Source organism: Streptomyces sp. NBC_01233 (assembly GCF_035989305.1).
Lineage (GTDB): Bacteria > Actinomycetota > Actinomycetes > Streptomycetales > Streptomycetaceae > Streptomyces.
Genome location: NZ_CP108514.1, coordinates 5,577,209 through 5,594,748, shown reverse-complemented (window position 1 = coordinate 5,594,748; position 17,540 = coordinate 5,577,209). Strand labels below are relative to the sequence as shown.

The following is a 17,540-nucleotide window of genomic DNA, read 5'->3' as shown; positions in this document are numbered from 1 at the left end:
CCAGGGGCGAGTGCCAGGTGCGAGACTATTCCGGCGATTAGCACTCGGTCAAGCGGAGTGCCAATTCCCGGCCGTCGGGCGTTGCGCGGACGGGGCCCGGAACCGCGAAAACCAGGGCGCACGAACGTTCGGGATCACTACTCTCCACCGCATGACCAGGACAAACTCCGGGGTGCGCTGGCATCACGCCATCCCGATCGCCGTCGGCCTCGCCTTCGGGATCTTCGCGTTCGCGCTGGCCGTACCCCGGCTGGTGACCCAGCTGACGGGGGTGGAGGGCGGCTTCCGCGCGGAGCGGTGCACCTGGGAGGAGGACTCGGAGGGGGACCCCGAGGCCACCTGCAAGGGAACCTTCACCGCCTCTGACGGATCGTTCACGATCCGCGGGATCGAGATCGAGGGCCGCTTCGAGGCCCGGCCGAAGGCGCCGGTGGCCTCCCTCGTCAGCGGGCCGTCGGCCGGCAAGGCCGTGCGGCCGGACCTCCTCACCTCGCTCGCGCCCATGGGCCTCGGCCTGACCGGCTTCGCGTTCCCGGCCTGGGCACTGACCTCGGCCACCCGCGACGCCTTCGACCGCCGTCGGCGCCGGCGGGACGGAGCCGTGGACGCCACGGACCCCGCCGGATCTGCGGCCCCCGCCGCATCCGCGGACGTCTCGCGCTGAGCCCCCGGAGCCGGACCCCACGACGGCCGGTTGCCCCGATATGTGAGGCTTGGGGCCGTGCGCATCCTCGTGGTCGAAGACGAAGAAGGCCTCGCCGAGTCCCTGCGGCGCGGCCTGTCCGCCGACGGACACCTGGTCGAGGTCGCGCACGACGGCCACCGCGGCCTGGACCTCGCCCTCGCCGGCGGCCCCTACGACGTCGTCCTGCTCGACCTGATGCTCCCCGGCCTGAGCGGCTACGAGATCTGCGCCCGCATGCGCGCCCACGGCGACACCACCCCGGTCCTGGTGCTCACCGCCAGGGACGGCGAGCACGACGAGGCCGAGGGGCTGGACCGCGGCGCCGACGACTACCTCACCAAGCCGTTCTCCTTCGTGGTCCTGGCCGCCCGGATCCGGGCGCTGGCCCGGCGCGCCGGCGCCCCCGACCGCGGCACCCTCCAGGCCGGCGACCTCCTCCTGGACCCGCAGGGCCGCCGCTGCCGCCGCGGCGGCCGGGACATCGAGCTCACCGCCCGCGAACTGGGCGTGCTCGCCTGCCTGATGGAGCAGCCCGGCCGGGCCGTCGCCAAGCAGGACATCCTCGACGAGGTCTGGGACACCCCGCACGGCATCGACCCGAACATCGTCGAGGTGTACGTCTCCTCACTGCGCAAGAAGGTCGACGCGCCCTTCGGCCGCCGCTCGATCCTCACCGTCCACGGCACCGGCTACCGGATGGCCCCCGACGGTGGCTAGAACCACCGTCCGCGCGCGCACCGCCGCGGCCGCCGCCCTCGCGATGGCCGCCGTCCTCGCCACCGGCGGGCTGTGGCTGCACGCCCTGCTGCGGGCCAACCTCCTCGACAACACCACCGGCCGCACCGAGCTCGCCGCCCGCAAGGCCGCCGGCCGGCTCGACGGCCGGACCCTGCCGCCCGGCGGACGGCTGCCCGCACCCGAGAGCGGGGTGGACCTGGTCCTCGTACGGGACGCGGCCGGCCGGACCGTCGCCACCACCGCAGACCCGAAGCACGCCCCGGACCTCCACCGGCTCGACGGCGCGCCGCGCCCCGGCCCCGGGGAGGACTCCAGGTCGGCCGTCCTGCCGCCCGCGCACCCCGGCGCGGAACGGCGCGCGGTCATCGTCGTCGAGGCGCCGGGCGGGCACACCGTGTACGCGATGACCGTGCTCGGCGACGTCGACGACGCGACCCGGGCCGTCGGGATCGGGCTGCTGGCGGGCGCGCCCCCGCTGATCGGCTTCGCGGCGGCCCTGGCCTGGTGGGTGACCGGCCACGCGCTGCGCCCGGTGAGCGCGATCCGGACCGAACTGGCGGCGGTCACCGGGAGCGAGCTGGGCCGGCGGGTTCCGGACCCGGGCGGGGCGGACGAGATCGCGCAGCTGGCCCGGACCGTGAACGACGCCCTCGACCGGCTGGAGCGCTCCGACGCCCGGCAGCGGCAGTTCACCGCGGACGCGTCCCACGAGCTGCGCAACCCGCTGGCCGCCGTACGGTCCCGGCTGGAGGTGGCGCTGGCCATGGACCGCCCCGACCGGGAGTCGGTCGCGGCCGCGCTGGCCGACACCGGGCGGCTCCAGCGGATCGCGGCGGACCTGCTGCTGCTGGCCCGCCTCGACGGCGGGCCGGCGCCCCGGCCCGAGCCGGTGGACCTGGCCCTGCTGGCCGCGGAGGACGTGGCGCGCCGGGGCGGCTCCCGGGTCGCGGTACGGCTGGACGCGCGGGCGCCCGTACCGGCGTCCGGGGATCCGGCGCGGCTGGAGCGGGCGCTGGCCAACCTGGTGGACAACGCCCTGCGGTACGCCCGCGCGGAGGTCGTCGTACGGGCGGCCGCGCAGGACGGCTGGGCGGTGCTGGAGGTCACGGACGACGGGCCGGGCATACCGCAGGCGGACCGGGACCGGGTGTTCGAGCGGTTCGTCCGGCTGGCCGCGGACCGGGGCCGGGCCAGCGGCGGCACCGGGCTGGGCCTGGCCATCGCCCGGGAGATCGCGCGGGCGCACGGGGGCGACGTACGCGCGCTGCCGGCGCCCGCCGGGGGCGCGCGGCTGGTGCTGCGGATCCGGTAGCGCTCCGCAGGCGCCCTCAGGATTCCTTCAGCGGACCTCCGTCAGCATCGGCAGGTATGAGCGCGCACCGGAGGAAGCCGACGACCCGATCCCGCCGCCGTCCGTCCCGCCGACGGCGCCTGGGCCGCACGCTGCTGGTCACCGGGTGCGCGCTGACGGCCCTGACGGGAGGCGGCGCCTGGTACGCGTACCGGGACCTCGCCGCCGGCATCGGCAGCTCCAAGGCCCTGCAAGGCGCCGAGAAGTCGAAGTTCGGCGACACCAACATCCTGCTCATGGGGCTGGACAGCCGCCGGGACCAGAACGGCGAGGAACTGCCGGAGGAGGTCCTCGACGCACTGCACGCCGGCAGCTCGGACATCGGCGGCTACAACGCGAACACCCTGATCCTGCTGCACGTGCCCGGGGACGGCAGCCGGGCGAAGGCCTTCTCCGTGCCGCGCGACGACTTCGTCGAGATCGCGGGCCACGGGAAGGACAAGATCAAGAAGGCGTACGGGCTGGCGAAGGAGAAGCGGCAGGAGCAGCTCGCCGCGCAGGGGGTCGAGGACCGCCGGCAGCTGGATCGGGAGGGCCGGGAGGCGGGACGCAGGGCGCAGATCGAAACGGTGCGGAACTTCCTGGGCGTCCCGGTCGATCACTTCGCCGAGCTGAACCTCGCCGGTTTCCACCACCTCGCCGAAGCGCTGGGCGGCGTACCGGTGTGCCTGAACAGGGCGGTGAAGGACAAGCACTCCGGCGCCGACTTCCCGGCGGGCCCGCAGACCCTCGACGGCCGGCAGTCACTGGCCTTCGTGCGCCAGCGGCACGGCCTCGACATGGGCGACCTGGACCGGACGAAGCGGCAGCAGGCCTTCCTGGCGGGCGCGACGAAGAAGCTGAACTCGGCCGGGACCTTCACCGACCCGATGAAGCTGATCAAGCTGATCGACGCCGCGAAGAAGGACGTGGTCACGGACGAGGGCTGGGACCTGCTGGCGTTCGTGAAGCAGGCGAAGAACCTGTCCGGCGGCCGGGTGCACTTCACGACGCTCCCCGTCGAACGCTTCGGAAGGAACCATGGGGAGGACATCAACGTCGTAGATGATATGAAGATAAAGCGCCTCATTGCCGAGCAGATCGGACCTGAAGCCGCCGCGAGCCCCGGCGCACCGGGCGCCGCGTCCGCACCTGCGGCGTCACATGAGGCGTCACGCGAGGACGCACCCCCGCCGCCCTCCTCACCGCCCTCCCCGTCCGCCCCCAAGGACGGTGGCGGCATCCCGTGCGTGGACTGAAACCCCTGACCTCGGCGGGCGCCCGCCGCCGCACGGAGGCGCTGCTCCTGGCCTTCGTCATCGCCATCGCGGTCTTCGGCCACGCCGCCGCGGGCCTCGCCATGAACGACGAGCTGCCGCCCAGCCTCGCCGGATTCACCATCAGCATGACCCTGCTGTCGTTGGTCGGGCACCTGGGCGTGCGCCGTTTCGCGGCCTACGCGGACCCGCTGGTCCTCCCCCTCGCGATGCTGCTGACGGGGCTCGGGCTGGTGCTGCTGCACCGCCTCGACCAGGGCTACATCGAGCGCTACAACTCGGACGCGAACGCCCCCGGGCAGCTGATGTGGACGGTGGTCGGGGTCGCCGCCTGCCTCCTGGTGCTGGCGCTGCTGCGCGACCACCGGCTGCTGCAGCGGTTCATCTACATCACGATGGCCGTCGCGCTGGTGCTGCTGATCGCGCCGGCCTTCTTCGGCGCGGACACCTACGGCGCGAAGCGCTGGATCAAACTCTTCGGCTTCTCGCTGCAGCCCGGCGAGTTCGTGAAGATCATGATCGCGGTCTTCTTCGCCGGGTACCTGGTCATCCACCGGGACTCGCTGGCGCTCACGGGCCGCAGGTTCCTGGGCATGCGGCTGCCGCCGATGCGCCAGCTCGGGCCGATCGTCACGGTGTGGATCGTCTCGATGCTGGTGCTGGTCTTCGAACGCGACCTCGGCACCTCCCTGATCTTCTTCGGCGTGTTCGTGGTGATGCTGTACGTCGCCACCGAGCGCACCGGCTGGATCGTCTGCGGCCTGGCCATGGCCGCGGCCGGCGCCTTCGTCGTCGGCTCGACGGAGCCGCACGTCAAGGCGCGCGTGGCGGCGTGGCTCAACCCGCTGTCGTACTACTGGGAGAACCGGCCGCCGGGGGTCACCTCGGACCAGTCGGCGCAGGCGCTGTTCAGCTTCGGCACGGGCGGCGTCTCCGGCACGGGCCTGGGCATGGGCCACCCCGAGCTGATCGCGTTCGCCGGGCGCAGCGACTTCATCCTGACCACGGTGGGCGAGGAGCTCGGCCTGGCCGGGGTCATGGCCGTCCTGATCCTCTACGCACTCCTCGTGCAGCGGGGGCTGCGGATGGCGCTCGGTGCCCGCGACCCCTTCGGCAAACTGCTCGCGGTCGGCCTGGCGTCGGCACTGGCCCTGCAGGTCTTCGTGGTCGCGGGCGGCGTGACGGGCCTGATCCCCCTGACCGGCAAGGCACTGCCCTTCCTGGCCAAGGGCGGCTCGTCCCTCCTGGCCAACTGGGTCATGATCGCCCTGCTCCTGCGCATCAGCGACAGCGCGGAACGCCAGCGCGAGGCGGACGCGCGCGGGCCGGTGGAAACCACCATCACCCCGGTGGTGCGGGTGGAGAGCGGCGCCCGCGGCTACAGGTAGTCCTCCAGGCGGCCTATGCGGTAGCCCTGTTCCTGGATCCGCTGGAGCATGCGCGTCGTCATCTGGGTCTCCGTCGCGCCCTTGAGCTCTGCCGGGCCGCGGAAGTGGGCCAGGATGATGTCGCCCGGGCGGAGGGCGGAGCCCTCGGCGTACTGGAAGTTGTTGATCTGCATCGACGCCCGCCACAGGACCAGGGACGAGACACCGCACTCCGAGGCGGCCCGGAGGGTGTCGTCGTTGTAGTTGCCGAAGGGCGGGCGGAAGAGCGGCGGGCGCGTGCCGAAGCGCTTCTCCAGACGCTCCTGCTGGCCGCATATCTCCTTCTTCTGCCCCTCGAAGGGCAGGGTCCGGAGGTTCGGGTGCGTCAGCGTGTGGTTGTTTATCGTGCTCGACGAGCCGTTGTCGCGGAGCTTCTCGAAGTGCCCGTAGTCCGAGGCGGCCACGTTGTCCGTGAGGAACATGCTGATCGGCAGCTTGAGGTCGGCCGCCATCTTCAGGAACTCGGGGTCCTTCTCCGCGCCGTCGTCGAAGGTCAGGAAGACCGTCTTCTCCCCGGCCGGGACGGGTATTCGGTCGACCACCGGGACCTTGCCCGGGGCCGCCTTCGGTAGCTGCGGCTTCTGGGCGGGCTTCGGCGCGAAGGAGAGGGGGGCCGTCAGGCCCCACTTCTTGTACGCCTCGTCAGAGGCGGTCCCCGGCGCCGACGGAGCCCCCGACGGAGCGGCGGAACCGGTGTCCGTCGGCTGCTTCGACTCCGGCGTCCCCTGCGTCTGCTTCGTCTTGCCGCCCAGTCGTTCGGTGGGGTCCACGCTGTCCCCGCACCCCGTCAGGGACAGCGCGAGCGCGCCGGCCGCCAGCGTTCCGGCTACCAACCGGCGCGCGTGCTTCACAGATAGTCCTCCAGGCGGGCCACGGCATATCCCTTGTCCGTGACGGTCTTCATGACATGACGGATCATGTCAGGCATCGTGCCCTTCCAGTCCTCCTTGCCGCGGAAGTGCGTGAGGATGATGTCGCCGGGGTGCAGGTCCCGGTCCCACTCGCGGTAGTCCATGCGGTTCGTGAACGCCTCGGCGTTCCACAGGGGGACGGCCTTGATGCCGCAGGACTTCGCCGCGCGCAGCGTGTCCTGGTTGTAGTTGCCGTACGGCGGCCGGAAGAGCGTCGGCCGCTTGCCGAACTGCTTCTGGATGGTGTCCTGCTGACCGCAGATCTCCTCGCGCTGCTGCTCGTACGACAGGCCCGGCATGTAGCGGTGGTTGAGCGTGTGGTTGTTCAGGGTGACGCCCGCGGCCTGCATCTCCTTGAAGTACGGGTAGTTGTCCCGCACGACGTAGTCGCTGAGGAAGGCCGTGTACGGGATCTTCAGCTCCTTCATCATCCTCAGGAACTCGGGATCCTTCTCCGACCCGTCGTCGATCGTCAGGAAGACGACCTTGTCCTCGGTCGGGACGGTGGTGAAGACGTTGGGGTACTCCTCCTGGTCCTCCACCTCGAAGCCGTCCCGCGTGGTGATCTCGGGCTTCTCCTTCGGCGCGGGCGGGGCGACGAGCGGGGTCTTGCGCAGGCCCCACTTCTTCGCCGCGACGACGCGCGCCTGCTGGGCCGCCTTGGCCTTCTCGGCGGCGCTGAGCGCACCCGCGGCGCCCGCCTCGGCGGCCTTGGCGGCCTTCTCCTTCGCGGCCTTGTCCGGCCCGGAGTCCCCGGATCCGCAGGCCGTTCCGAGGGCGGCGACGAGCAGGGCTGCGACGGCCACCCCGAACCGGCCGCGCGGACCTGCCGCGTACCGGTGACCTTGTTGCGACTTATTTCCCTTTTGTCGTACTAGCTGCATAGCAGCGCATCCTGGCACCCGACACACGGGCTCCCCGGAAGACACCGCGAACGCGGTCCCACCTTCCTTCGACTGGCCCACACGGTCCGGGTCCGGCCCGTCGCCGACAATGGACCCGTGACCCCCGAAGACTTCGCCGCCCTCCTCACCCCCGAGGGCCGCGCCCTCCTCGACTCGCTCCGCGACTACGACCCAGCCCAGGAGCTGGCCGTGGCCACGCGGCTGCGCCGCGAGCACCCCGCCGGGCTGGTGTCCGCCGCGCTCGGGCAGGCCCGGCTGCGGCAGCGCGCGGTGGCTAAGTTCGGCGCCGAGGACGCCTTCCGGATGTACTTCACGCCCGGCGGCGGCGAGATGGCCACCCGCGCGTCCGTGGCCTCGTACCGGGCGGAGCGGCTCGCGGCCCTCGGCGTACGCAGCCTCGCCGACCTGTGCTGCGGCATCGGCGGCGACGCCCTCGCCCTGGCCCGGCTCGGCATCCGGGTGCTCGCGGTGGACCGCGACCCGCTGACGGTCGCCGTCGCGCGGGCCAACGCCGAGGCGCTGGGGCTGGCGGACCTGATCGAGGTCCGGGAGGCGGACGTGACCGGGGTGGACACCTCCGGCTACGACGCCGTCTTCATCGACCCGGCCCGGCGCGGGGGGCGCGGCCGGGTCTTCGACCCGGAGTCGTACTCGCCGCCGCTGTCCTGGGCCGTCGCCACCGCCCGTACGGCGAAGTACGCGGCCGTCAAGATCGCCCCCGGGATCCCGCACGAGGCCGTGCCCGAGGAGGCCGAGGCCGAGTGGATCTCCGACCACGGTGACGTCAAGGAGGCGGTGCTCTGGTTCGGGACCGCCCCCGGGACCGTGCGCGCCACCCTGCTGCCCGGGCCGCGCGAACTGCGGACCGCCGATCCGCTGCCCGATCCGCCGGCCGGCCCGGTCGGCCGCTGGCTCTACGAGCCCGACGGCGCCGTCATCCGCGCCCACCTGGTCGCCGAGGTCGCCGGACAGCTGGACGGCCGGCTCATCGACCCGACCATCGCCTACATCACCGCCGACGAGCTGCGCGCGACCCCGTACGCGACCGCGTACGAGATCACCGACGTGCTGCCCTTCGGCCTGAAGAAGCTGAAGGCCCTGCTGCGCGAGCGCGGGGTCGGCGTCCTGACCGTGAAGAAGCGCGGCTCGGCGATCGAACCGGAGGAGCTGCGCAGGAAGGTCAAACCACAGGGCCCGAACTCGGCGACGGTCTTCCTGACCCGCGTGGCGGGCGCCCCGTCGATGCTGATCGGCCGTCCCGCCGTGCCGCCTGCGGCGATGCCTGAGCAGTGACTTCCCGCGCGGCCGCGACCCGGCGACGGGCAGCGCGGACGCGGCGCACGCGACGGCCCGGCATCCGGCGCAGCGCATGCGGCGGGCCCGACCGGCGGAGCCGGCGCGGGCCGGAGCCGGCAGCCTCCGGTCCCCGGGCTACGCCGTGCGGGCCGGGCGGACGGCGCGCAGTGCCCAGCGGTAGTGGGCGGCCGCCTTGGCGGCGCCCAGGAGGGCGGTGATCCACAGGATCATGCCCAGGCCCATGTAGTAACCGACCTCGCCGTAGGTGTCCTCGCCCGGGCGGGCCGACAGGGCGACGCCGAAGGTGACCCACAGCCCGGCCGCGCCCAGTGCGAGGGAGGCCAGCAGCCAGGTCAGGCTCCGGCCGGGCGCGCGCATCCGGGCGTCGACGGCCGGGTCCCGGCCCGCCTCGGCCCACGCACACAGCAGCCGCCGCACCTCGCGGTCGCGCCGGGCGCCCCAGGCGAACCAGAACCCGGCCGGGATCAGCACTCCGGAGCCCAGGACGACGAAGACGATCCCGAGGACGAAGGAGACCGGGTCCCCCGCCTCGAAGGCCACCAGGGCCATGCCGACGAAGGACCAGCCGAGGGCGAAGACGGCCGAGACGGCCCAGAGCAGCAGCAACCGCCCGATGCCCAGGCTGCGCTGACCCAGGTCGTGCAGGAAGCGCGCGCGGTCGGCCCGTACGTCGCCCTCGTCCAGCCAGGCGCGCAGGTGTGCGGGCGGCGGCGGAGGCGGCAGGTCGCGGCGAGGCATGCGCATGACCATAGCCGCAGCCCCGGACCACGCACGGACCGGGCGGGCGCCGTCAGCCCCCGTCGACCTCCACCGACTCGAACCGCCAGCGGTGCACCGCCCGCGTGATCAAGTCGGCCGCTGGCTCGGGAAGTTCGGGGAGTTCCGCCGACACCCCTTCGGCCGCCTCCCACCACGTGATCACGAGCACCCGGCCCTGCGGGGCCCGGAACACCTCGCGGCGCACCGGCTCCCGGGCGAGGACCTGGGCCCGGGCCCACTCCAGGAGTTCGTTGCCCCGGCCGTCGGCGGCCCGGGCCTCCCACATCAGCGCGACGGTGCTCATGAGTAGAGGTTGTCCTTGCTCAGCTCGTGCACGTGGTCGTGGTCGTGACCGTGTGCGTGCCCGTGGCCGTGGCCGTCACCGTGCGCGTGGCCCTCGCCCGGCACGTGCGGGTCCGTCACCGGCAGCGAGGAGTCCGCCGACAGGTCCCAGTCGGATGGGGCCCGGTTCCGCTTGACCATCTCCGCGCCCAGCGCAGCCACCATCGCGCCGTTGTCCGTGCACAGCTTCGGCCGCGGCACCCGCAGGACGATCCCCGCGTCGTCGCACCGCTCCTGCGCCAGCGACCGCAGCCGGGAGTTGGCGGCCACACCGCCGCCGATCATCAGGTGGTCGACGCCCTCGTCCTTGCACGCCCGGATCGCCTTGCGCGTCAGCACGTCCACCACGGCCTCCTGGAAGGACGCCGCCACGTCGCGCACCGGCACCTCCTCGCCCGCGTTCCGCTTCGCCTCGATCCAGCGGGCGACGGCCGTCTTCAGCCCGGAGAAGGAGAAGTCGTACGCCGCGTCGCGCGGCCCGGTCAGCCCGCGCGGGAAGTGGATCGCCTTCGGGTCGCCCTCGCGCGCGAGCCGGTCGATGACCGGACCGCCGGGGAAGCCCAGCTGCAGCACGCGCGCGATCTTGTCGAAGGCCTCGCCCGCCGCGTCGTCGATGGTCGCGCCGAGCGGCCGCACGTCGGAGGTGATGTCGGGGGCCAGCAGCAGCGAGGAGTGCCCGCCGGACACCAGCAGCGCCATCGTCGGCTCCGGCAGCGGCCCGTGCTCCAGCTGGTCCACGCAGATGTGCGAAGCCAGGTGGTTCACCCCGTAGAGCGGCTTGCCCAGCGCGTACGCGTACGCCTTGGCCGCCGAGGTGCCCACCAGCAGCGCGCCCGCGAGGCCCGGCCCGGCCGTGACCGCGATGCCGTCGAGGTCGCGGGCGCTGACCCCGGCCTCCTTCAGCGCGCGCTCGATGGTGGGGACCATCGCCTCCAGGTGGGCCCGCGAGGCCACCTCGGGCACGACGCCGCCGAAGCGCGCGTGCTCGTCGACGCTTGACGCGATCGCGTCCGCGAGCAGGGTCGTGCCACGGACGATGCCGACGCCGGTCTCGTCGCAGGACGTCTCGATTCCGAGGACGAGCGGTTCGTCAGCCATTGCTCTCACTGCTCTCAGTTCGTGCTTGTGCGGGGTCGGTCAGTCGCATGACGAGCGCGTCGACGTTGCCGGGCTGGTAATAGCCGCGCCGGAAGCCGATGGGCTCGAAGCCGAAGCGCTCGTAGAGCTTCTGGGCGCGGGTGTTGTCCACCCGCACCTCCAGCAGCACCTCGGCGCATTCGAACGCGGTGGCGGCGCGCAGCAGGTCGGTGAGGAGCCGGGCGCCGAGCCCGGTCCCCCACTGGTCGCGGGCGGCCGCGATGGTCTGTACGTCGGCCAGGTCGCCGGCGGCGGCCAGCCCGGCGTAGCCCACGAGCCGGCCCGACGCGTCCTCGGCCACGACGTAGCGGCGGGTGGCCTGCGGGCCGCGGGCGTGGGCGAGTTCGGACCAGAACATCCCGGCGGACCAGGCGTCCTCGGGGAACAGCTCGTGCTCCAGTTCCAGCACGGGTCCGATGTCCCACCAGCGCATCTCGCGCACGGTGTGGGGGGTCGCCGGGGTCACTGCGGGGTGACCACCTTGTAGTTCTTGGGGACCTGCGCGTCGGGCCGGCGCAGGTAGAGCGGGGTCGGAGGCAGGAACTCCGCTCCCGCCGCCAGTCGTTCCGCGGCCAGCGAGGCCAGCGCGGCGGCGGACTGGTGCTCGGGGCCGCGCGCGTCCGGGAACACCTCGGGGTACAGGAGCGCGCCCTGGCCCACCGCGGGCACCCCCGCGACCTGCTCGGCGATGTCGGCCGGGCGGTCCACGGCGGGCTCTCCGACGCGCGTGCGCGGGTCCTCGTACCGGGCCCAGTAGACCTCCTTGCGCCGCGCGTCGGTGGCGACGGTGAAGGGGCCCTCGATCCCGGCGGCGCCCGCGGCGTACGCGAGGCCGTCGAGCGTGCACAGGCCGTGCACGGGCACGCCCAGCACGGCGGCGAAGGTGGTGGCGGTGACGAGGCCCACGCGCAGCCCGGTGTAGGGGCCGGGGCCGACCCCGACGACGATGCCGGTGAGGGCGTCGAGCTTCAGCCCGGCCTCGGCGAGCACCTGGTCCACGGAGGGCAGCAGCAGCTCCCCGTGGCGGCGGGCGTCGACCTGGTTCGACTCGGCGAGGACGGACTCGCCGTCGTGCAGGGCGACGGTGACGGCGGGCGTGGCGGTATCTACAGCGAGCAGGAGCACGCGAACAGCCTACGACTCCGGCGGCCGCGCCCCTTGCGGCCGGTCGGAAAGGAGGGCGGCTGCTACCTTTCGACCGAGGGATCACTGAGGTATCGGTCGAGCCGTCGGCCGAGGTGTCGGTCGAGGTGTCGGCCGGCGTACCGGTCAGCGCGGAGAGGTGGAGCAAGGTGGCACGCAGCAGCTCGGGAATCGTGGCCGGGCTCACCGTCGCGGCAGTGGCCGCCGTCGGCTTCCTCGGCTACCAGGCCTCCGCCACGGCGCCGCCGCGCCCCCCGAAGGCGGCCCCGCAGAACGCGGCCCCCGCCCCGAGCCAGCCCGCCGCCAAGCAGGATCCGGCGAAGCCGGTGCCCGTGCCGGAGGGTTCCGGTACCGGGACGCGCGTCGTGTACTCGGTGGGCCAGAAGCGGGTGTGGCTGGTGGGCGACGCCGCGCAGGAGCCGAAGTCGTTCACGGTGATGCCGAGCACGGTGCACCCGAAGGCGGGCAGCTACCTCGTCGGTTCGCGCTCGGGCTCGGTCACCGGCACGGACGGCGTCCCGATCGAGCACGTCGTGCGGTTCGCCACCGCCGAGGGGGTGGCGGTCGGCTTCAGCGCCCGTCTGGACGGCGCGACCCCGGCGCCCGACGCGGCCAAGAAGACCGGCGGCATCCGCATGACGCGCGCCGACGGCGACGCGATGTGGGCCTTCGCGACGATCAACTCGAAGGTCGTCGTCGTTCCCTGACCGGAACGCCCGCGCTGCACCCGTACGTGCGACTCAGGCCGCTTCGGATTCCGGAGCGGCCTCTTCGCATGCGCCGTCCTCGGGCCCGCCCGGTACGCGTTCGCGCGCGGGCGGCGTCGAGACGGCTGTGGCGGCCACTCCGGCGGCGAGCAGCATCCGCATGGAGACGACGGACGGGCGGGGATCGCGCTGTGCTCCTGCTGGTGCCGACATGGCTGCCTCCTGGACCCCGGGACGCCGAACTTAGGCATACCTAAGAAACTCTCGGTACCATGTCACCACGAGGGCTGCCACCAGCGCAATATCTTGCCGACGAGTTGTCGGTACGTTCACTCCGAGAGGGCGCCGGCCAGGGAGTCCAGCCCGGCCCCGGCGGTCCAGCGCGCCCCGACCCCGCGCACCGAGACCTCGCGCACGTCGTCCAGCACCTCCTCGTGGCCGACCGCGCGCGCGATCACCACGTGCAGGCGGTCGTCGGAGAGCTCCTCCACCTTGCCGTCGCCCCACTCCACGACGACCACGGACTCGGGCAGCGAGACGTCGAGGTCCAGGTCCTCCATCTCGTCGAGCCCGCCGCCCAGGCGGTACGCGTCCACGTGCACCAGCGCGGGCCCGCCGGTCAGCGAGGGGTGGACGCGGGCGATCACGAACGTCGGCGAGGTCACGGCCCCGCGCACGCCCAGGCCCTCGCCCAGGCCGCGGGTCAGCGTGGTCTTGCCCGCTCCCAGCTCACCCGTCAGCAGGACGAGGTCGCCGGGACGCAGCAGGGCGGCGATCCTGCGGCCCAACTCCTGCATCGCGTCCGGCGAACCGACGGTGATCCGGGTCTCTGTGCTGTCCTCGGCCTCAGGTGCCGGTGCCTGGCTGCGCTGGGCTTCCAGCGGTACTTCTTCCATGCGCCCCAACGTTAGTCGGTGTGGGGAGCGGGACCGCGCCGGTCTGCGCCAGCAGCCCGGTGAGCAGCCGCGTCACGGTCTCCGGGCGCTCCAGCATCATCAGGTGCCCGGTGGACTCCAGGACCACGAGGTCGGCGCTGGGCAGCGCCTCCTTGATGGCCACGCTGTGCCCGGGCGGGGTGATCATGTCCTTGTCGCCGGCGATGACGGTGACCGGGATGTCCGCGAACAGCCGGAGCGCGGCCGTCTTGTCGTGGGTCTGGAAGGCCGGGTAGAACTCGGCGACCACGTCGATCGGGGTGGCCTCGATGAGCCGCTCCGCGAAGCGCGTGACGCCCGGGTCCACGTCCCGGGAGCCGAACGAATACATCTTGATCATGCCGGCGAACAGGTCGGCGGTGGCCCGGCGGCCCTTCTCCACCAGCTCCACCTGCGAGCCGAGCGCCTTGAGCACGCCCGGCAGGATCCGGCGCACGGCGCCCACCCCGACGGACGGCAGCCCGTACGTCACCTCGTCGAGGCGGCCGCTGGAGGTCCCGACCAGGGCCACGCCGACCACGCGCTCGCGCACGATGTCGGGGAACTGCTCGGCGAATCCCATGATGGTCATTCCGCCCATCGAGTGACCCACGAGGATCAGCGGGCCCTCGGGAGCGGCGGCGTCGACGACGGCCTTCAGGTCGCGGCCGAGCTGCTCCATGGTCAGCGGCTCGCCGTCCGCCTGGGCGAGGCCGCGCGCGCTGCGGCCGTGGCTGCGCTGGTCCCAGTAGACCGCGCGGACCATGCCGCGCAGGGCGGCGCGCTGGAAGTGCCAGGAGTCCTGGCTGAGGCAGTAGCCGTGGCAGAAGACGACGGTGGCCGGGGACGCGGCCTTGCGCCGCAGCCTGCGCCGCTTGCCCTCCGGCAGCTCTTCGACCTCGTAGTAGAGCTCGGTGGCGTCCCCGGCCCGGCAGGTCCCCTCGGTCCCGCGCAGGGCGCCGTAGTCCCCGGCGGCGTCGAGTGCGAGGCGCGCCTTCCTGCGCATGCCGCGCCCGACGGTGATCCGTTCGACCGCGACACCGGCCGCCGCGCCTGCGGCTATCACGCCGATGGCGGCGCCGGCCCAGCCGGCCTTGCGCCAGTTCTCGCTCACGCCGCCGCCCTCACTCCGCTCGCTCAGGCGCCCAGGTACACCCGGGGCACACGTCCACCGATACGGGTGACGATCTCATACGCGATCGTGTCCGCCGCTTGTGCCCAGTCCTCGGCGGTGGGTTCACCGCGTTCCGCGTCCCCGAAGATGACGGCTTCGTCGCCGACGCGGGCGTGGTCCGCACCCAAGTCGACCACGAACTGGTCCATGGCGACGCGCCCGGCGACGTGGCGGATCCGGCCGGCGACGAGCACCGGGCCGCGCCCGGAGGCATGCCGCGGGATGCCGTCGGCGTAGCCCGCCGGGATCAGCGCCAGGTTCGTCTCGGTCCCGGTGACGTAGTGGTGGCCGTAGCTGACGCCGTGCCCGGCGGGGACGGTCTTGACCAGGGCGAGGGAGGCCTTGAGGGCCATCGCGGGCCGCAGGCCCAGCTGGGCCGGGGTGCCGAGTTCGGGCGCGGGCGAGACTCCGTAGACGGCCAGCCCGCAGCGCACCATGTCGAAGTGGGACTCGGGCAGGGTCAGGGTGGCCGGCGAGTTGGCGATGTGCCGGACCTCGGGCTCGACGCCCTCCTTCTCGGCGTACGAGAGCATGTCGCGGAAGGCGGCGAGCTGCAGCTGGATGGAGGGGTGGCCGGGCTCGTCGGCACAGGCGAAGTGCGACCAGACCCCGGTGACCTGGACGGTCCCCTCGGCCTGGGCGGCGACGGCCGCACCGACCAGCGCCTCCCAGTCGGCGGGCTGGCAGCCGTTGCGCCCGAGGCCGGTGTCGGCCTTGAGCTGGACGCGCGCGGTCCGGCCCGCGGCCCGGGCGGCCTCGCGCGCCTCGTCGAGGGCCCACATTCCGCTGACGGACACGTCGATGTCGGCCTCGACGGCCTCGTGCCAGGGCCCGCCGGGGGTCCAGAGCCAGCACATGATCCGCCCCTCGATCCCGGCGGCGCGCAGCGCGAGCGCCTCCTCGGGGGTGGCGGTCCCGAGCCAGGTGGCACCGGCCTCCTGGGCGGCCCTGGCGCAGGCCGGGGCCCCGTGCCCGTAGGCATTCGATTTGACCACGGCCATCAACTCGGCCCGGGGCGCCCGCTCGCGCAGTGCGCGCACGTTCTCCCGTACGGCGTCAAGATCGATCTCGGCGTACACGCGCGTCGGTGTCTCGTTCATCGCCCCCAGTCTCTCAGAACCGCCGCCGTCCCCTGCCTTTCAGCTCCGCCGGGCCTGTCAAGCCTCGCCGGCGTTCGAGGCGCGGGGTCCGGGGCCGGCCCCGGCAACGGCGCCGCTGCGCGAAGCTGCTCCCCGCCCCGCCCTTTCACCGTTTCTCCCCCAGCTACCGCTGGGAGGTGCCCCCAGGGGCTCCGCCCCAGACCCCGGTCCTCAAACGCCGGACGGGCTGAAGATCCAGGCGCGGGGTTCGGGGCGGAGCCCCGGCAGCCGGGCCGCGCGGGTCACGGCCGGCTCGCTCGCCGCCAGGCAGCCGGCAGGGCCTCGGCCAGTTGGTGGGCCAGGAGGGGGCCGCCGGTGAGCCCGGCCGCCAGGCCGTGGAGGTACGCCGCCACCGAACCGGCGTCCGCGCCGGACAGCCCGCCCGCCAGGAGCGACCCGGCCAGCCCGGACAGCACGTCCCCGCTCCCCGCGGTGGCCAGCCACGAACTCCCCGTCGGATTCACCCGGACGGCGCACCCGCCGGAGGCGACCAGCGTCGTCGACCCCTTCAGCAGCACCGCCACCCCGTACCCGGCCGCCAGCCTCCGCACCGACCCCAGCCGCCCCGCCTCCACCGACTCCCGCGACACCCCGAGCAGCGCCGCCGCCTCCCCCGCGTGCGGGGTCAGCAGGGTCGGGGCCGTCCGGGCCCGCAGCACGTCCGCGTCCAGCCCGCGCAGCCCGTCCGCGTCGACCAGCACCGGCACGTCGTCCGCCAGCAGGTCCGAGACCTCCCCGACGCGCCCCTCCCCCAGTCCCGGCCCGACCACCCACGCCTGCACCCGGCCGGGCCCGATCAGCGTCTCCGGGTACCGCGCGAGCACGGCCTCCGCCGCCGGCCCCACGTACCGCACCGCACCCGCACCGCCCCGCAGTGCTCCCGCCACGGCCAGTACGGCCGCCCCCGGGTACTGCGCGGAGCCGGCGACGATCCCGACCACGCCCCGCCGGTACTTGTCGCTCGACGCCGTCGGCACCGGCAGCAGCCCCGCGACGTCGGCGTGCTGCAAGGCCTCCACCTGCGGCGACGGCAGCTCCAGCCCGATGTCCACCAGCCGCACCACCCCGGCCCGCGAGGCTCCGGGGTCGATCAGCAGACCGGGCTTGTACGCGCCGAAGGTCACCGTCACATCGGCCGTGACGGCCGGCCCCGCCACCTCCCCGGTGTCCGCGTCCACCCCGCTCGGCAGGTCCACGGACACCACCGGGATCCCCGGCGGGATCCGTTCCGCCAGCGCGGCCGCCGCCGGCCGCAGCCCGCCCCGGCCGCCGATCCCGAGCAGCCCGTCGACCACGAGGTCCGCCCGCTGCGGGACGGCCTCCTCGACCCGGCCTCCGGCGGCCCGCAGCGCGGCCAGCCCGCCCGCGTGCATCCGTTCCGGGTCCATGGGCACCGCCGTCACCGCGGCCCCGCGCCGGGCGAGCCGCGCCCCGGCGTAGAGCGCGTCGCCCCCGTTGTCGCCGGGCCCGACCAGCAGCACGATCCGGGACCCGTACACCCGTACGAGCAGCCCCGCGCACACGGCGGCCAGTCCGGCCGCCGCCCGCTGCATCAGGGCTCCTTCGGGCAGCCGGGCCATCAGCTCCCGCTCGGCGGCCCGTACGGTCTCCACGCTGTAAGCAGTACGCATGGCA

At 73.7% G+C, this 17,540-nt stretch carries 19 protein-coding genes; 7 read left to right on the top strand and 12 right to left on the bottom strand.

The features are described from left to right. The first annotated feature begins 151 nt into the window (after positions 1 to 151). The 5 genes from OG332_RS26745 to OG332_RS26725 are packed head-to-tail and all read left to right on the top strand — an operon-like array spanning position 152 to position 5,418. Complete coding sequence (locus tag OG332_RS26745) at positions 152 to 664, top strand: hypothetical protein (protein ID WP_327415836.1); 513 nt, start codon at positions 152 to 154, stop codon at positions 662 to 664. A 57-nt stretch (positions 665 to 721) separates the two neighbouring features. After that, positions 722 to 1,402 carry a response regulator transcription factor gene (locus OG332_RS26740; RefSeq protein ID WP_327415835.1) on the top strand — a complete coding sequence of 227 codons (681 nt, stop codon included), beginning with the start codon at positions 722 to 724 and terminating at the stop codon, positions 1,400 to 1,402. Then, positions 1,395 to 2,735 (top strand): sensor histidine kinase, encoded by a 1,341-nt coding sequence (locus tag OG332_RS26735; protein ID WP_327415834.1) that lies wholly within the window; start codon positions 1,395 to 1,397, stop codon positions 2,733 to 2,735. The genes OG332_RS26740 and OG332_RS26735 overlap by 8 nt, the downstream gene beginning before the upstream one ends. Positions 2,736 to 2,791: 56 nt before the next feature. After that, the gene (locus OG332_RS26730; protein ID WP_327415833.1) at positions 2,792 to 4,012 is read left to right on the top strand and encodes an LCP family protein; all 1,221 of its coding nucleotides are present in this window, start codon (positions 2,792 to 2,794) and stop codon (positions 4,010 to 4,012) included. Continuing rightward, on the top strand, positions 4,000 to 5,418 hold the full coding sequence (locus tag OG332_RS26725; protein ID WP_327415832.1) for an FtsW/RodA/SpoVE family cell cycle protein: 1,419 nt from the start codon (positions 4,000 to 4,002) through the stop codon (positions 5,416 to 5,418). Before OG332_RS26730 ends, OG332_RS26725 begins: the two co-directional genes overlap by 13 nt. Here the strand turns inward: OG332_RS26725 and OG332_RS26720 are convergent. Beyond that, the gene (locus tag OG332_RS26720) at positions 5,409 to 6,308 is read right to left on the bottom strand and encodes a polysaccharide deacetylase family protein (protein ID WP_327415831.1); all 900 of its coding nucleotides are present in this window, start codon (positions 6,306 to 6,308) and stop codon (positions 5,409 to 5,411) included. The genes OG332_RS26725 and OG332_RS26720 overlap by 10 nt on opposite strands. Continuing rightward, complete coding sequence (locus OG332_RS26715; protein ID WP_327415830.1) at positions 6,305 to 7,174, bottom strand: polysaccharide deacetylase family protein; 870 nt, start codon at positions 7,172 to 7,174, stop codon at positions 6,305 to 6,307. Before OG332_RS26715 ends, OG332_RS26720 begins: the two co-directional genes overlap by 4 nt. A 195-nt stretch (positions 7,175 to 7,369) precedes the next feature. Here OG332_RS26715 and OG332_RS26710 point away from each other — a divergent pair, with 195 nt between their 5' ends. Next, positions 7,370 to 8,566 carry a class I SAM-dependent methyltransferase gene (locus OG332_RS26710; RefSeq protein WP_442816208.1) on the top strand — a complete coding sequence of 399 codons (1,197 nt, stop codon included), beginning with the start codon at positions 7,370 to 7,372 and terminating at the stop codon, positions 8,564 to 8,566. Between the two features lie 138 nt (positions 8,567 to 8,704). On the opposite strand, the gene OG332_RS26705 is transcribed toward OG332_RS26710, so the two are convergent. From OG332_RS26705 to tsaB, 5 genes are read right to left on the bottom strand one after another with little or no spacing between them, the layout of a single operon-like run. Then, the gene (locus tag OG332_RS26705; RefSeq protein WP_327415829.1) at positions 8,705 to 9,328 is read right to left on the bottom strand and encodes a hypothetical protein; all 624 of its coding nucleotides are present in this window, start codon (positions 9,326 to 9,328) and stop codon (positions 8,705 to 8,707) included. A gap of 52 nt (positions 9,329 to 9,380) precedes the next feature. Continuing rightward, entirely contained in the window at positions 9,381 to 9,653 is a 273-nt protein-coding gene (locus OG332_RS26700; protein WP_327415828.1) for a hypothetical protein, read from the bottom strand. After that, positions 9,650 to 10,789, bottom strand: coding sequence for a tRNA (adenosine(37)-N6)-threonylcarbamoyltransferase complex transferase subunit TsaD (gene tsaD / locus OG332_RS26695; RefSeq protein WP_327415827.1), 1,140 nt, complete (start codon positions 10,787 to 10,789; stop codon positions 9,650 to 9,652). The genes OG332_RS26700 and tsaD overlap by 4 nt, the downstream gene beginning before the upstream one ends. Continuing rightward, on the bottom strand, positions 10,782 to 11,261 hold the full coding sequence (gene rimI / locus OG332_RS26690; protein WP_030710386.1) for a ribosomal protein S18-alanine N-acetyltransferase: 480 nt from the start codon (positions 11,259 to 11,261) through the stop codon (positions 10,782 to 10,784). The genes tsaD and rimI overlap by 8 nt, the downstream gene beginning before the upstream one ends. 29 nt (positions 11,262 to 11,290) lie before the next feature. Then, entirely contained in the window at positions 11,291 to 11,953 is a 663-nt protein-coding gene (tsaB, locus tag OG332_RS26685; protein WP_327415826.1) for a tRNA (adenosine(37)-N6)-threonylcarbamoyltransferase complex dimerization subunit type 1 TsaB, read from the bottom strand. Between the two features lie 167 nt (positions 11,954 to 12,120). On the opposite strand from tsaB, the gene OG332_RS26680 reads away from it, so the two are divergent. Beyond that, on the top strand, positions 12,121 to 12,678 hold the full coding sequence (locus tag OG332_RS26680; RefSeq protein ID WP_327415825.1) for a hypothetical protein: 558 nt from the start codon (positions 12,121 to 12,123) through the stop codon (positions 12,676 to 12,678). A 33-nt stretch (positions 12,679 to 12,711) separates the two neighbouring features. On the opposite strand, the gene OG332_RS26675 is transcribed toward OG332_RS26680, so the two are convergent. From OG332_RS26675 to OG332_RS26655, 5 genes are all read right to left on the bottom strand, one after another. Further along, a complete protein-coding gene (locus tag OG332_RS26675; RefSeq protein WP_327415824.1) occupies positions 12,712 to 12,891 on the bottom strand; it encodes a hypothetical protein in 180 nt (59 codons plus the stop codon). A 116-nt stretch (positions 12,892 to 13,007) separates the two neighbouring features. Next, entirely contained in the window at positions 13,008 to 13,574 is a 567-nt protein-coding gene (tsaE, locus tag OG332_RS26670) for a tRNA (adenosine(37)-N6)-threonylcarbamoyltransferase complex ATPase subunit type 1 TsaE (protein WP_383577451.1), read from the bottom strand. Beyond that, positions 13,525 to 14,733, bottom strand: a complete 1,209-nt coding sequence (locus OG332_RS26665) for an alpha/beta fold hydrolase (protein ID WP_442816376.1) — start codon at positions 14,731 to 14,733, stop codon at positions 13,525 to 13,527. Before OG332_RS26665 ends, tsaE begins: the two co-directional genes overlap by 50 nt. Next, positions 14,730 to 15,866 (bottom strand): alanine racemase, encoded by a 1,137-nt coding sequence (alr, locus tag OG332_RS26660; protein WP_327415822.1) that lies wholly within the window; start codon positions 15,864 to 15,866, stop codon positions 14,730 to 14,732. The genes OG332_RS26665 and alr overlap by 4 nt, the downstream gene beginning before the upstream one ends. Before the next feature lie 281 nt (positions 15,867 to 16,147). Continuing rightward, positions 16,148 to 17,536: an NAD(P)H-hydrate epimerase gene (locus tag OG332_RS26655; protein ID WP_327415821.1), complete on the bottom strand. Its 1,389-nt coding sequence runs from the start codon at positions 17,534 to 17,536 to the stop codon at positions 16,148 to 16,150. Between the last annotated feature and the right edge of the window lie 4 nt (positions 17,537 to 17,540).